Origin of the sequence: Faecalimonas umbilicata, assembly GCF_042846195.1 — a bacterium.
In the GTDB taxonomy this organism is placed as follows: Bacteria; Bacillota; Clostridia; order Lachnospirales; family Lachnospiraceae; genus Faecalimonas; species Faecalimonas umbilicata.
Genome location: NZ_AP031411.1, coordinates 1,095,121 through 1,112,905 on the forward strand (window position 1 = coordinate 1,095,121; position 17,785 = coordinate 1,112,905).

Here is a 17,785-nt window from a genome sequence, read left to right on the forward strand (position 1 = left end):
AGGAAAGGGAAAAACATGGGTAAGAAATATCAGGGTGTCCTGACAGAAAAGGAAGAATTTTTATATCCGGACAGTGTCTCTGAGACACTGCCGGAGTCCATTCGGGTGGTAATGCCGAAAAATGGAAAGCAGGGGATTCAGCTTTTGCTGGATACGACAGGCGATGAGATCCAGATGGATTTCGAAGGTGATGGATTTTATGCAGAGTGGTATGAAATGATTGCAGTGCCGGTGGAATACAATACCGGAGATGGGGAAAATCAAGGCGGAGCGATGGTACTTGTGGAGGAGCAGAAAGAAACACCGGCTTATGCAACAAGAAAGGCGCCGTTTTTCGTCTATGATTGCCTGAAAGAACAGCAGACCGGGAAGATTCCAGCGAGGGAAAGTGAAAATGACAGAAGAGCGGCAGTTTACTTTTGCATCTGTCCGGAGAAAGAGCTGGAAGCAGGAGAATATTCCGTCATGGTGACGGCAAAGATGGCAGAAGGAATCTATCAGCTTCGAGTCACTGTGCAGATCTATGATGTGAGGATACCGGAAAATACATTTTGGGTCACGAACTGGTTTTCCGAGGAGGCAATCTGCCGTTTCCATGGGGTGGAAAAAGGTTCGGAAGAGTATTTGCAAATGCTTCGAAAATATATTCAGACGATGCGGCGGATGCACCAGAATGTGTTTTTTATTCAGTTGGATGAGAAGTGTGTGACTGCAAGAAAGCCGTATCAGTTTGATTTTGAATATCTGACACCAGAGATTGAAGCGTTTTTTGAAGCGGGAATGCAGTATATGGAACTTGGAGTGCTGCTTGATCGAGGGAAAAAGTCGGATGGCATGCCGGATATGTATACAGAACATTTTACATGTGCGATGGCGAAAGATGTTCCATTTGAGACACTGGAAGGGTATGAACTGACTGTGACCTTTGTAAAAAGTCTTGCAAACTATCTGACAAAACATGGATGGGAGAAACGAGTATTGTTCCATATCCACGATGAACCAGACATTCATTATCAGACGCAGGAAGTATTGGAAGCACGCAAGAGACAGTATTATCTTGCAGCCGGAATTTTAAGAAAATATATTCCGGGGATCCGGATCATTGAAGCAGTGGATTCGGCAGAATTCAGAGGTGGAATTGATATCTGGGTTCCGGGTACTGCCGGATATGAGAAGAAAAAGGAAGAGTTTGACACATTGATCCGTCTTGGAGAAACTGTATGGACGTATGTCTGCTGTGGACCGGAAGGACATTGGCTGAACAGATTTCTCGATTTTGCATTGCTCAAAGGCAGAATGCTGTTCTGGGGATGCGCAAAAAATCGGATTTCCGGATTCCTTCACTGGGGACTGAATCAATTTCCAGGGGAGATGAATCCCTATGAGGGAACGAGTTGCCCGAACCATACGGGAATCGGCACGAATTTTCCATGTGGAGATTCTTTCCTGATCTATCCTGGAAAGGAAGGACCAAGGATGGGAATGCGTCTGGAGGCACAGCGGCGTGGTGCAGAAGATGCTGCATTGTGGCAGATGTTAAGGAAAGTGGATGAAACAGCTCATGACAGACTGCTGGGAAGCGTTTTTACAAATAATTATACATACAAAGATAGTCCGGAGTTGTTTGCCAAAGTGTATGAGGAACTACTTAGTGCACTTCAGAATGCAAAACAGAAAAATACAGATGAAAGATCCAAAGGATAATGGAGCTGAAAATATGTAAAATATGAAAAAGGAACATTGACAACTGCATGGCGTATTTTTTATAATGAAGATAAAAAAGAAACAGCATTCATGCTTACAGAGCGCGTCCGGATATCCGGGTACGCTCTAAGTTGCTGTATGGGTGAAAAAATCAGAGCTATTTTGCCTGTCGAAACCTGTCGTAAGAAGGTTTGAAAAGCACGTTTGTAAGCGAATGGAAGGAGAAAACTACAAATGAAAACAGAAAAGAAGTACGCATCTGTATTTGAGCTGAACGGTGTTCCTAAATTGACACAGGCGTTTCCGCTTGCACTTCAGCACGTAGTAGCGATGATCGTAGGGTGTGTGACACCAGCCATCGTGATTGCAGAGATGGCAGGGCTAAATGAGGGTGACAAAGTAATCTTTGTCCAGGCAGCATTGTTCATCGCGGCGGTTTCCACACTGATTCAGCTGTTCCCGCTTGGAGGCAGAATCGGTTCAGGACTTCCGGTGATTATGGGGGTGAGTTTTGCTTATCTGCCAAGTATGCAGGCGATCGTTGGTAATTTTGATATTGCTACGATTCTTGGAGCACAGTTGATCGGAGGAGTTGTGGCGATCTTTGTTGGAATCTTTGTGACAAAATTAAGGAAGTTGTTCCCGCCTTTGATCACCGGAACGGTTGTCTTTACAATCGGTCTGTCGCTCTATCCGACTGCAGTGAAATACATGGCGGGCGGACAGTCTTCCCCAAACTATGGGGCATGGCAGAACTGGCTTGTGGCATTTCTTACACTGGCTGTGGTTGTAGCACTTAATCATTTTGCAAAAGGAATCCTGAAGCTGGCATCCATTCTGATCGGAATGATTGTCGGATATATCATATCCGGATTTTTTGGTATGATTGATTTTTCAGCAGTGCAGGGTGCAGGGATTTTTCAGATTCCAAGACCGATGTATTTTGGAATGAAATTTGAAACGTCGGCAGTTATGACTCTGGTGATTCTTTTCATTATTAACTCAGTGCAGGCCATCGGAGATCTTTCTGCCACAAGTGGGGGAGGATTGGACAGAGAACCTACAGACAAGGAGCTTTCAGGGGGAATCATTGGATATGGAATTACGAATATTTTAGGTTCTTTCTTTGGAGGGTTGCCAACTGCGACGTTCAGCCAGAATGTTGGAATCGTGGCAACAACAAAGGTAGTAAACCGTGTAGTGTTAGGACTTGCAGCAGGGATTATCCTGCTGGCAGGATTTGTTCCAAAGTCCTCGGCGCTTCTTACAACGATTCCGCAGTGTGTACTTGGAGGAGCGACCATTTCGGTATTTGCGTCCATCGCCATGACCGGAATCAAGTTAGTGGTACAGCAGCCGCTGACCTATCGCAATACTTCGATCGTAGGACTTTCGGTTGCACTCGGTATGGGAATCACACAGTGTTCGGATGCGCTGGCACAGCTTCCAGCATGGGTCACAACAGTATTTGGAAAATCTCCGGTTGTTGTGACAACGATTGCTGCAATCTTGCTGAATGTGATCTTGCCGAAAGATAAGGAAGCAGGGAAATAAACTGTTTTAAGTCTTTCAAAAAAGAACCGGTCAGGATTCAAAAATGAATGAATACGATAAAAATGTAAGGACACCATTAGGTGTCCTTATTTTTGTATGAAATCATAATGTTTCAGAGTTAAAATGAAGTTCATAAACTTTTACAGGTCGTCCTTTGGAGGTGGAAGAATGACTGTATACCATAGTGGCAGCACCTCCTTTTTCCAACTGATTTAAAATACGGTTGGCATTTCTTAAGGTGACACCGAGGTGTTCTGAGAGATCCTGAGAGGTCATCTTATTTGTCCCGGTAATTTGAAGGATGGTATTTAATTTTTGAATGGTCAGAGTAGATAATTTACATTGTTCGGCAATCCGGTATAGCTGCTCGGACATGGTTTTCTGGATTGTAACGCAGTGGCTGCGGTTAAGGGGGCCGATTAGATTCCCATTTTCATCAATGACAAAACTGCCTTTGGCATAGAACGATTCCTTTAAGGCGGCCTCCGCGTGACTGCGGGCTTCTGTGATATTTTTCCCGATTCCATATCCGACTGATACCGGGAAGCCGTAGTCCTCTTTTAATCGGACGCTCAGAAAGGAAGTCTGAAAGTGGTCAGTTAAGTAGTTAATATATTTGGCACTTGTAAATAACTGGAAGCCGGTTGGTGTTTCCTGAAAAATCATATCCAGCGCAAGTTCAGCTTTTAAAGCATACAACGCAGTCTTTAACTGAGCGCGGTCTTTTTCACCAATCTCTGAGGAAGTTCCAGAGATGGTAATTGCAGCAGGGAGGTTTTCGCGGAAGAAAGACAGTTCAATTTGTGCAAGAAGTGTTTCTACCAGTGATTGAAAGACTTCTTTTTCCGGATAGCAATAGATATAAGGGATGTTATGCTGTTCTAGAACCGGAATAATGCTGCTGTATTGGCAGATTAGAAGATCAAACTGATTTTGTTCCCATAGTCGGATTATTTTCTGGGAAGTTTCTTCTTCGATGGAGGAGAGCCTGCCAATGTCCAGAGTTGCAAGCCAGTTGTCTACTGCAGTATTGGTACTTGGAAAATCCATATCATGGAGAAAATATGAAACGGTAGCGTTTTCCTGAATTGGGAGAAGAAAATCAAAAATTACCCGGTCTGTGCGGAGAGTTCTTTGTTCCACAAAATGTTTTAACAGCAGTCGATACATAGAAACCAGATCGGAACCGAAAGAAACCGCGGGTTTCCTATGATCAGGAAGTGCTTTTTCCAAAGCGGCAAGCGCTGCTTTTCCGCTTAACATAAAACCATCAGAGGTAGATTCATATTGTTGATAGATCTGTTTGATATCTTGAAAGCACTTGTATTCTACGATTTCCACATCGCAGTCGAGAGGAAGTTCATCAATTATGTGCTGTACGAAAACGTGCAGAAACTTACTTGTGATAATAATAATTTTTCGCTTGTTCATCATGGAAATCCTTTCGTTTTTGAAGTGTAAAAATGAGGTGATGTAAAAAGTTACATCTCCTAGAAAAGGAAATATCCTATGCTTTATTTTACAAGATAGGAAATTGGAGTGCAAGACTGTTTTGAAAAATGAGAGAAGAATACAGATGTAAAAATCAACAAAAAATATTGACTTATATAGAAAATACTGATACAATTCAACATACAAAGTATTCCATAAGTATTCCATAAATATTCTTTATATCTTCTAAAAAGATATAATAAAAATGAGGAGGTCAGGATATGGATTTTTTTAAGAGAGCAGCAGAATTACAGGAAGAAACGGTGGAAAACCGAAGGTATCTTCATCAAAATGCCGAAGTGGGGCTGGAGTTGCCAAGAACAAAGAAGTACATCATGGAGAAATTAAGAGAATATGGAATGGAACCGCAGGAATGTGGACATGGTGTTGTGGCAATGGTTGGCAAAAAGACAAAAGGGAAAGTCATTCTTTTGAAAGCGGACATGGATGCATTGCCGATGGAAGAACGGAGTGGACTTCCGTTTGCTTGTCCGACAGGGACAGAAGCACATACTTGCGGACATGATCTTAATTCGGCGATGCTGTTGACAGCTGCACGAATGTTAAAAGAGCAGGAAGAGGAGTTGGAAGGAAGAGTAAAAATTGTGTTTGAACCTGCGGAAGAAATTTTTAAAGGCGGAAAAGATATGATTGCCGCAGGCGTTTTGCAAAATCCAGAAGTGGACGCTGCATTGTCCTTCCACATTGGACCGGGGGGACCTCCGGGAGGGTATTTCTTCAATAAAGATGGTGCGACAATGGCATCCTGTGATGGATTCCGAATTAAGATTGCCGGTGCAGGGGCACACGGTGCATATCCACATCTGGCAAAAGATCCTTTGAATGCTGCAGTGAAGATTTATGAGGCTCTTCAGGAAGTTGTGGCGCTGGAGTGTGATCCGGCAGAAACGTGTACATTGACAATTGGTCATATGCAGGCAGGAACTGTTTTTAATATTATTCCGGATACGGCAGTGATGGAAGGAAGCATTCGCACAATGTCCAGAGAGATGAGAAAGCTTCTGGTGACAAGAATGAAAGAAATTGTGAATAAAACTGCGGAAATGTTCCATGTAGAAGCGGAAATAGAAATGCTGTCAGAAGTTCCTCCGCTAATCTGTAATCAGAAATTGGCAGATGAAATGTTGGGATATTTAGATCAGGTACCGGTACCGAATAAATATTCTGTTCCAGGAGTAAAATCAAGTGCTTCTGACGATTTTGCAGAGATTACAGAGCGTGTACCGGGTGTTTATATGTTCCTGGCAGGAGGATTTGCAGATCGCGAAGCAGGAGTAAGCCATAGTCCGGAAGTACAATTTAATGAAGAGGCACTTCTGTTTGGAGCAGGTGCGTTTGCATATTGTGCAAGTGAGTGGTTGAAGAACAATCAGTAAAGGAGAAAAAACGCATGTCGGAAGAAAAGGTAATGATCCCTCTTACGAAGGGAAAGAAAAATGCGGTAATCATTGGATGCGTGTGTCTGATGTTTTCGGTTACTGTTTTTGGAGTTGGTTTTTTTGTCATTCAGGGACCGATATTGGCAGAAATGCATGCATCACAGTATTATTCTCTGCTGACAATTTTTGCATCGCTGGGGTTGGCGATTATGACGCCGATCGGAGGAAAACTTGGTGATTTATTCGGAAGAAGAAATATTGTAGTGATTTCAGGAATCATTTGTGCTGCATGCGGAATCGGCATGAGTCTTGTACACTCGATTCTTCCATTTGCAATCTTCCGTCTGCTGCTTGGAGCTGCACAGGGAGCATTTACCGCAGCACCGTATATTCTGATGCGGGAGATCAATGAGTCAAAAGATGTTCCAAAAGCAATGGGATATCTCGCAAGCGCTATTGCGGTAGGAAGTTTTGGAGGGGGAATCTTATTAGGGGGACTTGCAGATGCAGGTTTTTTAAGATTTGCCTTGATGGTTCCGGCGATTCCGCTTTTAATTGGGGTTGTATTGATTGGAACTTCTCTGCCAAACAAGAAGAAAGATAAAGTTGAGATTGATTTTTCGGGAATTGTTTGTCTGGCCGTTTTACTTAGCGGATTCTGTCTGGCAATGAATTATGGTCCGCTGATCGGATGGGGAAATCTGAAAGTTTTGGCAGGGTTTGCAGTCACAGTCGTTGCAGGAATTATTTTTGTAAAAATGGAAAATAAGGCAGCAGAACCGATCGTACCAATGTATTTATTTAAAAACAGAAAATTTACAACACTTTTGGCGGTTGGATTTGTATGCTATTTTTATCAGACAGCGATGAGCGCTTATGTGCCGTTGGCTGTACAGGATGTTATGGGAGTGTCTGCTGCGGCAGCAGGTTCTCTTCAGCTTCCGAGAACAATTCTGACGATGGTACTTCCAACAATTGCCGGTGTGTGGATTGGAAAGAAAGCGGCAAATAACTGGAAAGCGATGGCGATTGCCACAGGACTTGCAGCACTTCCGTTTATTCCGCTTGGTTTTACAACTGCGTCCACACCATTTATTGTGTATCTGATTTGCATTGGAATTACCGGAATCGCAGAAAGTTTCCGCTCTGTGTCTGTGACACCGGTAGCGCAATCAGTACTTCCGCAAAAAGATCTTGGAGTCGGAACGGCATTGGTTACTTTTGTAAATTCACTCTCCACTTTATTTGCGGCAGCAATCAACGGAGTTGTTTATGGAATGAGTGCAAATAATGTACAAGCAGGTGTGAACAATATTTTCAGAGTTACTGTTATAATTTCGATGGCAGGATTTTTCCTCGTTATATTTGTTGTAAGAAAACAATTAAGCGGTAATGAAAAAGCAAAATAGAAAAGTATTATGAGCGATTGCAAAGCATGAGAATGTGAAAAGCAATCGCTCTTTTTGTTGTACCTCAGCTGTTGTATCAGCAGAGAAAATGGGCATTAAATTCTTTCAGACAAGAAGTCAAAAAAATACTTGCAATATACCCGTCAAGGGTATATAATGCGAGTGTAAAGATACTTCTAACCATTCTTAGTCAATAAAAGAAAATGATAGGAAAAGTGAAGAATACAGCGGATAGAAGTGTATATTTGATTGGAAAAGGAGAGATGATGATGGAAGAACAAAAACAATGTTGTCATAAAAAGAAAGAACGTGCAGAGAAGGAATATCGTGACCTGGTCAATCGGTTAAGCAGAATTGAAGGACAGGTACGGGGAATCAAGCGAATGGTAGAAGAAGATGTCTACTGTACAGATATTTTGATTCAAGTATCGGCAGTCAACGCAGCGCTGAATAGTTTTAACAAAGTGCTTCTTGCAAATCATATCCGCAGTTGTGTGGCGGAAGATATCAGAGAAGGAAAAGAAGAGACGATTGATGAGCTTGTAGGGGTACTGCAGAAGCTTATGAAGTAGGAGGGCAGAGAATGGAACAATACACGGTCACAGGAATGAGCTGTGCAGCGTGCAGTGCGCGGGTAGAGAAGGCAGTGGCGAACGTACCCGGAGTAACAGCGTGTTCGGTGAGTCTTTTGACAAACTCCATGGGGGTGGAAGGAAGTGCAGATCCGGCTGCTGTGATTGCGGCGGTGGAGACAGCAGGATATGGCGCAGCAACAAAGAACGGGAAACAGCAAGATGGCAAAGAGGGAGCAAATGGGATAGCGAAAAACAAGGAGGAAGAACTGCTGAAAGACAGGGAAACTCCTGTTTTAAAGAGAAGGTTGATTGCATCCTTAGGATTTCTTGTAGTGCTGATGTACTTTTCGATGGGGCATATGATGTGGGGATGGTCGGTTCCGAAAATACTGGCAGAGAATCATGTGGCGATGGGATTGCTCCAGATGCTGCTTACGATTGCGGTCATGATTGTCAATCAGAAGTTTTTTGTCAGTGGATTCAAAGGATTGTGGCATCTGGCTCCGAATATGGACACACTTGTGGCACTCGGCTCCGGTGCTTCATTTGTGTATAGTACCTATGCACTCTTTGCGATGACAGAGGCACAGCTTCGTGGAGATATGGAGCAGGTGATGGGGTACATGCATGAATTTTACTTTGAGTCAGCCGCAATGATCCTGGCGCTCATCACAGTCGGAAAGATGCTTGAGGCCAGATCCAAAGGGAAGACTACAGATGCACTCAAAGGGTTGATGCGCCTTGCACCGAAACATGCAGTTGTGCTGCGCAACGGAACAGAAGAAACGGTTTCCATTGAACAAGTAAAAAAGGGAGATGTATTTCTTGTAAGACCCGGTGAAAATATACCGGTAGATGGCATTGTGCTTGAAGGGAACAGTGCGGTGAATGAGGCGGCGCTCACAGGAGAAAGCATTCCGGCAGATAAAAAAGAAGGAGATTTGGTGTCTGCTGCGACGATGAATCAGTCTGGTTTCCTGAAATGTGAGGCCACAAGAGTCGGCGAAGATACGACGCTTTCCCAGATCATTCAGATGGTCAGTGATGCGGCAGCGACAAAGGCTCCGATCGCCAAAGTAGCGGATAAAGTGTCGGGCGTGTTCGTCCCGATCGTCATGGCGGTTGCGGCGATCACTGTCGTTGTATGGCTTTTGGCAGGACAGAGTGTTGGATTTGCACTGGCAAGGGGAATCGCAGTGCTTGTCATCAGCTGCCCATGTGCGCTTGGCCTTGCGACTCCGGTGGCGATCATGGTCGGAAACGGAATGGGTGCAAAGCATGGAATTTTGTTTAAAACGGCAGTTTCTCTGGAAGAGACCGGGAAAACAGAAATTGTCGCACTGGACAAGACTGGAACAATCACAAGTGGAAAACCAGAGGTGACAGATCTTCTTCCGGCAGATGGGATGACAGAGAAAGAACTTCTTCAGATTGCCTATGCACTGGAACAAAAAAGCGAACATCCACTGGCACATGCAATCGTGCAGAGAGCACAGGAAGAGGGTACAGTGGAAACGGTTTCGGTCAAAGAATTTCAGGCAGTGCCGGGGAATGGATTGACTGGAATATGGGAAGGAGTGCCCCTTGCCGGAGGGAATCTGAATTTTATCCGAGAGCAGGCAGACGTGCCGGTACAGATAAAACAGACGGCAGAAGCGTTTGCAGAGGAAGGAAAAACGCCGTTATTCTTTGCAAAAGAAGGAAAGTTAGCAGGAGTGATCGCGGTAGCAGATGTAATCAAGGAAGACAGCTCGCAGGCAATTCGGGAATTACAGAACATGGAAATCCATGTTGTCATGCTGACTGGAGACAATGAACGGACTGCCAAGGCGATCGGGAAACAGGCCGGTGTGGATGAAGTCATTGCAGGAGTTTTGCCGGAAGGAAAAGAAAGTACCATTCGGGCATTGAAAAAGAATGGAAAAGTTGCTATGGTAGGAGATGGGATCAATGATGCTCCGGCGCTTACGAGAGCGGATATCGGAATGGCGATCGGTGCAGGAACAGATGTGGCGATTGATGCGGCAGATGTGGTGCTGATGAAGAGCAGACTGAGTGATGTTCCGGCAGCAATCCGGCTTAGCAGAGCCTCATTGAGAAATATTCATGAGAATCTATTCTGGGCATTTTTCTATAATGTGATCGGAATTCCTCTCGCAGCAGGTGTATGGTATCCGCTGTTTGGATGGAAGCTAAATCCGATGTTCGGAGCGGCGGCGATGAGTCTTTCCAGCTTCTGCGTCGTGATGAATGCGCTCCGGCTGAATTTGTTCCATTTGGAAGATGCCAGAAAAGATAAAAAGAGAAACAGACATAAAAAACAGACAAAAGAGGAGGAATTGACTATGCAGAAAACAATGAAAATCGAAGGAATGATGTGCGGACATTGTGAGGCGACAGTGAAAAAGACACTGGAGGCGATCCAGGGAGTAGAGGAAGCGGTTGTAAGTCATGAAACAGGGACTGCAGTTGTGACTTTGAGTGGAGATGTGTCGTCTGATATTTTAAAAGAGGCTGTCGAAGCGAAAGATTATCAGGTGTTAGAAATCCAGTAAAAAGATTGCGCTGCAGCTGCTATTGGAAAAACAAAAAAGGAAGAGAAGGTAGGATATGAAAGACCAGGATAGAAATGACAGAGAATCTCTGGAGGAGATTCAGGCAGAGACTACTGTGTCGAAGAATCAGACAGAACAAAAGCAACATAAGCGCCGCGTTCGATATAAGGGGACACATCCGCGCAGCTATCAGGAGAAATATAAGGAGCTTCAGCCGGAGAAATATCCGGAGACGATCGAGAAAGTCATTCAAAAAGGAGGGACTCCGGTCGGGATGCACATTTCTATCTGTGTGAAGGAGATCTTGGATTTTCTCCAGATCCAGCCGGGGCAGAAAGGACTGGATGCCACACTGGGATATGGTGGACATACAAAGGAAATGTTAAAGTGTCTGCAGGGACAGGGGCATCTATATGCGCTTGATGTAGATCCGATTGAGTCAGTCAAGACAAAAGAGCGATTGGAGAAAGCGGGATATGGAGAAGAGATTTTGACCATCCGGCAGATGAATTTTGCGGACATTGATCAGATTGCCAGAGAAGCAGGTCCGTTTGATTTCGTCCTCGCAGATCTTGGAGTGTCTTCTATGCAGATTGACAATCCGGAGAGAGGATTTACCTATAAGAAGGAAGGACCGCTTGACCTTCGGCTGAATCCACAGAAAGGGGTATCGGCTGCGGAGCGTCTCAAAGAGGTGACAGAAGAAGAACTGGCAGGAATGTTGTGGGAAAATTCCGATGAGCCTTATGCAGAGGAGATTGCGGCCACAGTGATGGAAAAGTTAAGAAAAGGAGAGCCGGTGGAGACGACGATCCAACTTCAGAAAGCGATTGAAGAGGCGTTATCTTTCCTGCCGGAGCGGGAGCAGAAAGAAGCGGTAAAGAAATCGTGCCAGAGAACATTTCAGGCGCTTCGGATTGATGTGAACAGTGAGTTTGAGGTACTCTATGCATTTATGGAGAAGTTGCCGGCGGCACTGGCACCGGGCGGAAGAGTGGCGATCCTTACATTTCATTCAGGGGAAGACCGGATCGTAAAGAAGGCTTTCAAAGAGCTGAAGCGAGCAGGAATTTACAGCGAGATCGCGCAGGATGTCATCCGTCCTTCAGCGGAGGAGTGTACAAGGAACAGCCGCGCTCGTTCTACTAAAATGCGCTGGGCAGTCAGGGCAAAAGAATAATAGTAATGATATACAGCAGTAGAAAAGGAAGGGATTTTTATGGAAAAAAGAGCATTTGAAAAATTGGGGATCCAAACGTCACTTCTTGGATTTGGATGTATGAGATTTCCATTGACAGCGGATCAGAAGATTGACGAGGCAGAAGCAGAGAACATGATCGACCGGGCAATCGCAGCGGGTGTCAATTACATTGATACAGCATATCCGTATCACAATGGGGACAGTGAACCTTTCGTGGGGAGAGTGCTGGAAAAATATGACCGTGATTCTTACTATCTTGCGACAAAGCTGCCAATCTGGAAGCTGGATACACTGGAGGATGCGAAAAAGGTTTTTGAGGAACAGATGGAACGTCTGCACAAAGATTATGTAGATTTTTATCTGCTTCATGCGCTTGACCGTGCAAAATTTGAGAAGGTAAAAGCGCTTGGGATCGTACCATATCTGGAAGAAATGCGTGCGGCAGGAAAGATCCGTTATCTTGGATTTTCCTTCCATGATGATTATGAAGTATTTGAGGAGATTCTAAATTATTATCCATGGGATTTTTGTCAGATTCAGCTCAATTATATGGATACAGAAATCCAGGCTGGAATGAAAGGATATCATTTGGCAGAGGAGAAAGGCATTCCGGTCATTGTTATGGAACCGGTCAAAGGAGGAATGCTTGCATCTCTTCCGACAGAGATTGAAGAACAGTTGACAAAGGAGCGGGCACAGGCGAGTATTGCATCGTGGGCGCTTCGATTTGTCGGAACACTTCCAAATGTAAAAGTCATCTTAAGCGGTATGAGTACGATGGGACAAGTGGAAGATAATCTTAGTATTTTTGAGACATTTGAGCCGTTATCAGAGAAGGAACAGAAGTTGATCGAGAACACAGCGGATACTTTGAAATCGCGTGTGAAGAACGGATGCACCGGTTGTGCTTACTGTATGCCATGTCCGGCGGGAGTAGATATTCCGGGAAATTTCAGAATCTGGAACGATCAGGCGGTATACCAGAATACAGAACAGACCAAGAAAAAATGGTCTGGAATGGATGAAAAAGCGAAGGCAGATCATTGTATCCGATGTGGAAAATGTGAGAAAGTCTGTCCGCAGAAAATTTCAATCCGGGAAAATCTACAGCAGGTAGCAGAAGAACTGAATACATTGTAGAGAAAAGTAAGTAAAAACAAGCCTTGCAGAGGAAGAGATTGCTTTCCTGTAAGGCTTGTTTTGGTTTTTGTCAAGCGTTGGGATAAAAAGTTTTTCTGTAGAGATAGCGGGTGTGATACTGGATTAGGATAATAATTTCTGTGCACAGTTTCCTTCCACAGTGCCAATCTGACAAGTGCTGTCATAGGAAAGCGTACCGTCGCACTGGATATGATTTACGACACAGCCGTCTGTCAGGAGAATATTTTCAGCGCTGATCGTGTCACACTGCAGACATCCGGCTTCCAGGGTTGTACACTCAATATTTTTTACGTTGCTGAGTTTCCGATGTTTTGCAAAACGAAAGAAGTTAAAGCTGTTGCAGTTTTCGGGAATAAAAGTAATCTGTTCTCCGAACAAGTCATTTAAAGTTGCCATGCCACGAATCTCGACGATGTCAGCATTGACTTCTTCTGAGCTTTTCAAAGAACCAGAAACATAAATTTCATCTGCATAAATTTTCCCCTGCAGGTGGCAGGAACCACTGGCTTTGAGAGAACGGACTTTCATATCGTTTTCAGAATGAAGAGAACCGCTGACATGCAGTGTATTTACCTTAATTTCACTTTGAGAATGAATGGAACCGCTGATGTGCATCTCATTTCCTTCCAGTGTCGCATCCGGACATACTTTACAGGAGCCGCTGACTTTGAAAGTTTCAAAGGTTACCGGGCCTTCAATTGCGCCGCTGCCGCTGATCTTGATCAAGTTATATTCTCCCTGTCCGATTTTTCCGGAACCGCTGATTTTAGTATCCGTCTTCATAAAAGTTTCCTCCTTCTTTGAGCAGTGTCAAATACTGCTTGAAAAATGCTGTTGAAAAGTGATAAAAAATTTAACTGTTTTTGACAGCCTCTTCATCGAATGTAAAAGAAAAGGTGTCTTTGTATTTGAGTTTAATCTCATGGCAGAGTTCCTGGAGAGAAATCTGGCAGACGACCTTGATCCGCTCGTCAAACAAGAGTGATCCTTCCGGGGAAGGATTGAGAAGAAACAGACCATAATGTGCTTCATGTACCGTAAGGAGCAGAAAAGAGGTCTTAATCTCTGTGATATTTGCGGCAGTCGTGGCTACATTTGGAATCAGATCGTATAGTTCTTGTTCCTGGATCAGATTTTGTTCCTTCCACCTGCAAAGGGTGATCATCACGAGTACTTCGATAAAGGTAAAGGTATCCTTGTTAAGAACGTCCATGAAATCTGCTGCAACACGGATATCAATCTCTGTGAAACATTCTAGTTCCTCTTCTGTGAAAACACGGTTTGTAATTTCCGGGGAGAGAAGCTTTGCAAGTTCCTCGAGAGAGTAGCGGTCTTTCAAAGTCTGGATTGCCTGCACCCGTTTTAAAATCTGTTCTTTTGGAAAGAAAGTCTCCTGACCGGTCGGACTGGGTCTTTTCACGAACCATTCTTCTGGAATCAGACCTTCCCGCTTCCAGCGATAGAGCTGTCCGTAGGAAATTCCGGTTGTTTTTAAAAGGTCTTTTTTTGAAAGCTCTTTTTGAGAAATGTCCATATAGCACCTCCTGTTAGAATCAGTTATATCAAAATTTTAATAAAACAATGTGTTACTAAAAAGAAATTAATGAAACATTGTTTTGATATAAATAAATATTAACACAACATTGTTTTGTTGTAAAGAGGAGGATGAAAAATAAAAAAATTGAAAAAAGTGTTGACATTTGTTCTGGTGGATGGTAATATATCGTTTGTACGACGGACATAGAGAAGTTGACATGCAGGAGTGTCGGAATTGGCAGACGAGCAAGACTAAGGATCTTGTGATCAATGCGATCGTGTGGGTTCAAGTCCCATCTCCTGCATTGCTGTTTCAAGTGACCGAGGTACGTTCGGAGTGTATGAGATTGCTCAAAAGTGAATACATATGCGAGATGCAGGAGTGTCGGAACTGGCAGACGAGCAAGACTAAGGATCTTGTGATCAATGCGATCGTGTGGGTTCAAGTCCCATCTCCTGCATGTCAGGCATTTACAGGTAGCTGTAAATGCCTTTTTATCATATTACAGAACAAAAAACTGTGATAAAGGCTCGTGGCAGATGATGGGAAGAGAGGAGTGAAAGAGAAAGGAATTGTACAGAGATGTATAGTTCCTTTTCGCTTCTTTTTCTGAATAATCTGTCTGCACAGTACAAATAAATAACAGTATGAGGAGGAAGCTTGTATGTTGGAGAAAATTGATTTGACAAAGAAACTGGAAAAACAATCCTACCGCGAGAAGATGGAAGCACTGGAACTGGAACTTGGCAGGTTACAGAGGGAATGCCATGCATATAAGATTCCTGTGATGATCGTACTGGAAGGATTCGGAGCGTCGGGGAAGGGCGTCCAGATTGGAAAACTTATACAGGCGCTGGATCCAAGAGGGTTCCGTGTTCATGCAATCACTGGAGAGACAGAGGAAGAACAGAAATATCCATTCCTTCGAAGGTTCTGGATCAAGACACCGGAAAATGGAAAGATTGCGATTTACGATACGAGTTGGTACCGGAGAGTACTTGCGGATCGTTTTTCGGGAAACACAGAGAAGGAGGAGCTGGAAGATTCCTATGCAGCAATCTGTTCTTTTGAAGAACAGCTGACCGCCGGTGGAACTGTGATGATCAAATTGTTTCTCGCAATCGATCAGAAAGAACAGAAAAAGCGGTTTGACAAACTTCTGGAGTCAAAGGAGACTGCATGGAGGGTCTCACGGGAAGATTGGGAGAAAAATGAAAAGTATGATAGCTATGTCCGAATGATCGAGGAGGCGCTGCAGAGAACGGATACAGACTACGCACCGTGGACGATCGTGGAGGCGACAGACCGCAGATTCGCAACGGTCAAGATCTACACGACTGTGATCGAAGCGCTCAAGGAAGCGGTTGCCGAGAAGAGGGCGGAAGCCGGGCGAGAAATTTCACAAGAGACGGAAGAGACAGAAACGTGGGAAAACCGAGAGTTAAAGGAATCGGTGCTTGCGAAAGTGGATCTGACAAAAAGCTATACGGAGAAAGAATACCATAAGAAGAAAAAGAAACTGCAAAAGAAAATCAGGAAGTTGCACGGAGAACTGTACCGTAGACAGATTCCAGTGATCATCGGATTTGAAGGATGGGATGCCGGAGGAAAAGGAGGGGCGATCAAACGCCTGACGGAAAAAATGGATCCGAGAGGATTTACAGTGAATACGACCGCTGCACCAAATGACTATGAGAAGGCGCACCATTATCTATGGCGATTCTGGAAGAATGTGCCGAAGAAAGGACATGTGGCGGTATATGATCGGACATGGTATGGAAGGGTGATGGTAGAGCGGATTGAAGGGTTCTGCACGAAGAAGGAGTGGCAGAGAGCATTCAAAGAGATCAATGACATGGAGGCACAGTTTGTACAGTCCGGTGCGATCGTACTGAAGTTTTGGATGCAGATTGACAAAGAGGAACAGAGAAAGCGGTTTGAAGAGCGGCAGAAAAATCCGAAAAAACAGTGGAAGATCACAGAGGAAGACTGGCGCAACAGAGACAAATGGGATGCCTATGAGGAGGCGGTTAATGAGATGCTGATCCGTACATCTACGCCGGAAGCACCTTGGGTGATCGTGGAAGGAAACTGTAAATACTATGCGAGGATCAAAGTGCTGGAGGCAGTGATCGAAGCAATCGAGAAAAGATTAGAAAGCAGATAAGAAGGTGGACAGATGACGATCAGGGAGCAGATGGAACAAAGAGAACTAGAATATTTAAGTCCTTATGCAGCGATGAGTGTAAACTCCAAAGGCCGTGACAGAGAGGAGATTCCATGCGATATCCGTCCAGTATATCAAAGAGACCGGGATCGGATCTTACATTGTAAGGCGTTTCGGCGACTAAAGCAGAAAACGCAGGTATTTTTGATGCCGAAAGGAGATCATTACCGGACGAGGCTGACACATACGTTGGAAGTATCACAGAATGCCCGGACGATCGCCAAGGCGCTGCGGCTCAATGAAGACCTGACGGAGGCGATCGCGCTTGGACATGATCTTGGACACACGCCGTATGGACATGCCGGAGAGCGGGCGCTGAACCGCGTGTGCCCGAACGGATTCCGACACAATGAGCAGAGTGTCCGGGTCGTGGAAGTGTTGGAAAATCAGGGACAAGGCCTTAATCTTACAAAGGAAGTGAGGGATGGCATCTTAAATCATAAGACTGCAGGACGACCATCCACTCTGGAGGGCCAAATTGTCAGATTGTCAGATAAAATAGCCTACATCGCACACGATACAGACGATGCGATCCGCGGAGGAATTCTGACAGAGGAGAGAATCCCAAAGGAGCTTCGAAAGACACTCGGAGCCTCACCGAGACAGAGGATGAATGCAATGATCCATGACGTGATCACGCAGAGTATGGACTGCCCGGAGATTAGGATGTCGCCGGAGATTGGGGAGGCAACTGCGGAGCTTCGGAAGTTTATGTTTGCGGAAGTCTATCAGAATTCCAGAGCAAAAGCAGAGGAGAAGAAAGCAGTACACCTTGTGGAGCAGCTCTATATGTATTACATAGAGCATATTTCAGAACTACCGGAAAAATATAGAGACAGAATCGAACGAGGAGAAGGCAAGAAAGAGCAAAATGTCTGTGATTTTATTGCGGGTATGACTGATTTATATGCCGTAAAGCAGTATCAGGAAATTTTTATTCCAGAATCTTGGAAAATTTAAAGGAAATGAGA

The 17,785-nt window shown here is 44.5% G+C and carries 13 protein-coding genes and 2 tRNA genes; 12 read left to right on the forward strand and 3 right to left on the reverse strand.

Annotated features, from left to right (window positions below):
• The first annotated feature begins 15 nt into the window (after positions 1 to 15).
• Both ACGG81_RS05210 and ACGG81_RS05215 read left to right on the forward strand, forming a co-directional pair.
• On the forward strand, positions 16 to 1,704 hold the full coding sequence (locus tag ACGG81_RS05210; protein ID WP_016439213.1) for a DUF4091 domain-containing protein: 1,689 nt from the start codon (positions 16 to 18) through the stop codon (positions 1,702 to 1,704).
• Positions 1,705 to 1,938: 234 nt separating this feature from the next.
• Positions 1,939 to 3,258, forward strand: coding sequence for a uracil-xanthine permease family protein (locus ACGG81_RS05215; protein ID WP_390109960.1), 1,320 nt, complete (start codon positions 1,939 to 1,941; stop codon positions 3,256 to 3,258).
• Positions 3,259 to 3,360: 102 nt separating this feature from the next.
• Here ACGG81_RS05215 and ACGG81_RS05220 read toward each other — a convergent pair whose 3' ends face one another.
• A complete protein-coding gene (locus tag ACGG81_RS05220) occupies positions 3,361 to 4,689 on the reverse strand; it encodes a hypothetical protein (RefSeq protein WP_270196268.1) in 1,329 nt (442 codons plus the stop codon).
• A gap of 281 nt (positions 4,690 to 4,970) precedes the next feature.
• Here ACGG81_RS05220 and ACGG81_RS05225 point away from each other — a divergent pair, with 281 nt between their 5' ends.
• From ACGG81_RS05225 to ACGG81_RS05250, 6 genes are all read left to right on the forward strand, one after another.
• Positions 4,971 to 6,146, forward strand: coding sequence for a M20 family metallopeptidase (locus ACGG81_RS05225; RefSeq protein ID WP_016440204.1), 1,176 nt, complete (start codon positions 4,971 to 4,973; stop codon positions 6,144 to 6,146).
• A gap of 14 nt (positions 6,147 to 6,160) precedes the next feature.
• Positions 6,161 to 7,558: an MFS transporter gene (locus tag ACGG81_RS05230; RefSeq protein WP_117501360.1), complete on the forward strand. Its 1,398-nt coding sequence runs from the start codon at positions 6,161 to 6,163 to the stop codon at positions 7,556 to 7,558.
• Between the two features lie 269 nt (positions 7,559 to 7,827).
• Complete coding sequence (locus tag ACGG81_RS05235; protein ID WP_016439208.1) at positions 7,828 to 8,130, forward strand: metal-sensing transcriptional repressor; 303 nt, start codon at positions 7,828 to 7,830, stop codon at positions 8,128 to 8,130.
• An 11-nt stretch (positions 8,131 to 8,141) separates the two neighbouring features.
• Positions 8,142 to 10,688: a heavy metal translocating P-type ATPase gene (locus ACGG81_RS05240; protein ID WP_390109964.1), complete on the forward strand. Its 2,547-nt coding sequence runs from the start codon at positions 8,142 to 8,144 to the stop codon at positions 10,686 to 10,688.
• Positions 10,689 to 10,743: 55 nt separating this feature from the next.
• Positions 10,744 to 11,868: a 16S rRNA (cytosine(1402)-N(4))-methyltransferase RsmH gene (gene rsmH, locus ACGG81_RS05245; protein WP_009262720.1), complete on the forward strand. Its 1,125-nt coding sequence runs from the start codon at positions 10,744 to 10,746 to the stop codon at positions 11,866 to 11,868.
• Positions 11,869 to 11,907: 39 nt separating this feature from the next.
• Complete coding sequence (locus ACGG81_RS05250) at positions 11,908 to 13,029, forward strand: aldo/keto reductase (protein WP_320852403.1); 1,122 nt, start codon at positions 11,908 to 11,910, stop codon at positions 13,027 to 13,029.
• 123 nt (positions 13,030 to 13,152) lie between these two features.
• Here ACGG81_RS05250 and ACGG81_RS05255 read toward each other — a convergent pair whose 3' ends face one another.
• Together ACGG81_RS05255 and ACGG81_RS05260 are read right to left on the reverse strand one after the other, a co-directional pair.
• Positions 13,153 to 13,833, reverse strand: coding sequence for a hypothetical protein (locus tag ACGG81_RS05255; RefSeq protein ID WP_009262718.1), 681 nt, complete (start codon positions 13,831 to 13,833; stop codon positions 13,153 to 13,155).
• Between the two features lie 70 nt (positions 13,834 to 13,903).
• Positions 13,904 to 14,584: a DUF4004 family protein gene (locus ACGG81_RS05260; protein ID WP_390109968.1), complete on the reverse strand. Its 681-nt coding sequence runs from the start codon at positions 14,582 to 14,584 to the stop codon at positions 13,904 to 13,906.
• A 222-nt stretch (positions 14,585 to 14,806) separates the two neighbouring features.
• Between ACGG81_RS05260 and ACGG81_RS05265 the strand changes: the two genes are divergently transcribed.
• The 4 genes from ACGG81_RS05265 to ACGG81_RS05280 all read left to right on the forward strand — a co-directional run bounded on the left by ACGG81_RS05265 (position 14,807) and on the right by ACGG81_RS05280 (position 17,774).
• Positions 14,807 to 14,891, forward strand: a tRNA-Leu gene (locus ACGG81_RS05265).
• Positions 14,892 to 14,962: 71 nt separating this feature from the next.
• Positions 14,963 to 15,047, forward strand: a tRNA-Leu gene (locus ACGG81_RS05270).
• Between the two features lie 204 nt (positions 15,048 to 15,251).
• Positions 15,252 to 16,754, forward strand: a complete 1,503-nt coding sequence (gene pap, locus ACGG81_RS05275; protein WP_390109970.1) for a polyphosphate:AMP phosphotransferase — start codon at positions 15,252 to 15,254, stop codon at positions 16,752 to 16,754.
• 12 nt (positions 16,755 to 16,766) lie between these two features.
• Positions 16,767 to 17,774 carry a deoxyguanosinetriphosphate triphosphohydrolase gene (locus ACGG81_RS05280; RefSeq protein WP_016439203.1) on the forward strand — a complete coding sequence of 336 codons (1,008 nt, stop codon included), beginning with the start codon at positions 16,767 to 16,769 and terminating at the stop codon, positions 17,772 to 17,774.
• Positions 17,775 to 17,785: the final 11 nt, after the last annotated feature.

Bases quoted from the DNA above. Each gene is read 5' to 3' on its own strand.
- ACGG81_RS05210 (WP_016439213.1), top strand. From the start codon at position 16: ATGGGTAAGAAATATCAGGGTGTCCTGACAGAAAAGGAAGAATTTTTA.
- ACGG81_RS05215 (WP_390109960.1), top strand. From the start codon at position 1,939: ATGAAAACAGAAAAGAAGTACGCATCTGTATTTGAGCTGAACGGTGTT.
- ACGG81_RS05220 (WP_270196268.1), bottom strand. From the start codon at position 4,689: ATGAACAAGCGAAAAATTATTATTATCACAAGTAAGTTTCTGCACGTT.
- ACGG81_RS05225 (WP_016440204.1), top strand. From the start codon at position 4,971: ATGGATTTTTTTAAGAGAGCAGCAGAATTACAGGAAGAAACGGTGGAA.
- ACGG81_RS05230 (WP_117501360.1), top strand. From the start codon at position 6,161: ATGTCGGAAGAAAAGGTAATGATCCCTCTTACGAAGGGAAAGAAAAAT.
- ACGG81_RS05235 (WP_016439208.1), top strand. From the start codon at position 7,828: ATGGAAGAACAAAAACAATGTTGTCATAAAAAGAAAGAACGTGCAGAG.
- ACGG81_RS05240 (WP_390109964.1), top strand. From the start codon at position 8,142: ATGGAACAATACACGGTCACAGGAATGAGCTGTGCAGCGTGCAGTGCG.
- rsmH (WP_009262720.1), top strand. From the start codon at position 10,744: ATGAAAGACCAGGATAGAAATGACAGAGAATCTCTGGAGGAGATTCAG.
- ACGG81_RS05250 (WP_320852403.1), top strand. From the start codon at position 11,908: ATGGAAAAAAGAGCATTTGAAAAATTGGGGATCCAAACGTCACTTCTT.
- ACGG81_RS05255 (WP_009262718.1), bottom strand. From the start codon at position 13,833: ATGAAGACGGATACTAAAATCAGCGGTTCCGGAAAAATCGGACAGGGA.
- ACGG81_RS05260 (WP_390109968.1), bottom strand. From the start codon at position 14,584: ATGGACATTTCTCAAAAAGAGCTTTCAAAAAAAGACCTTTTAAAAACA.
- pap (WP_390109970.1), top strand. From the start codon at position 15,252: ATGTTGGAGAAAATTGATTTGACAAAGAAACTGGAAAAACAATCCTAC.
- ACGG81_RS05280 (WP_016439203.1), top strand. From the start codon at position 16,767: ATGACGATCAGGGAGCAGATGGAACAAAGAGAACTAGAATATTTAAGT.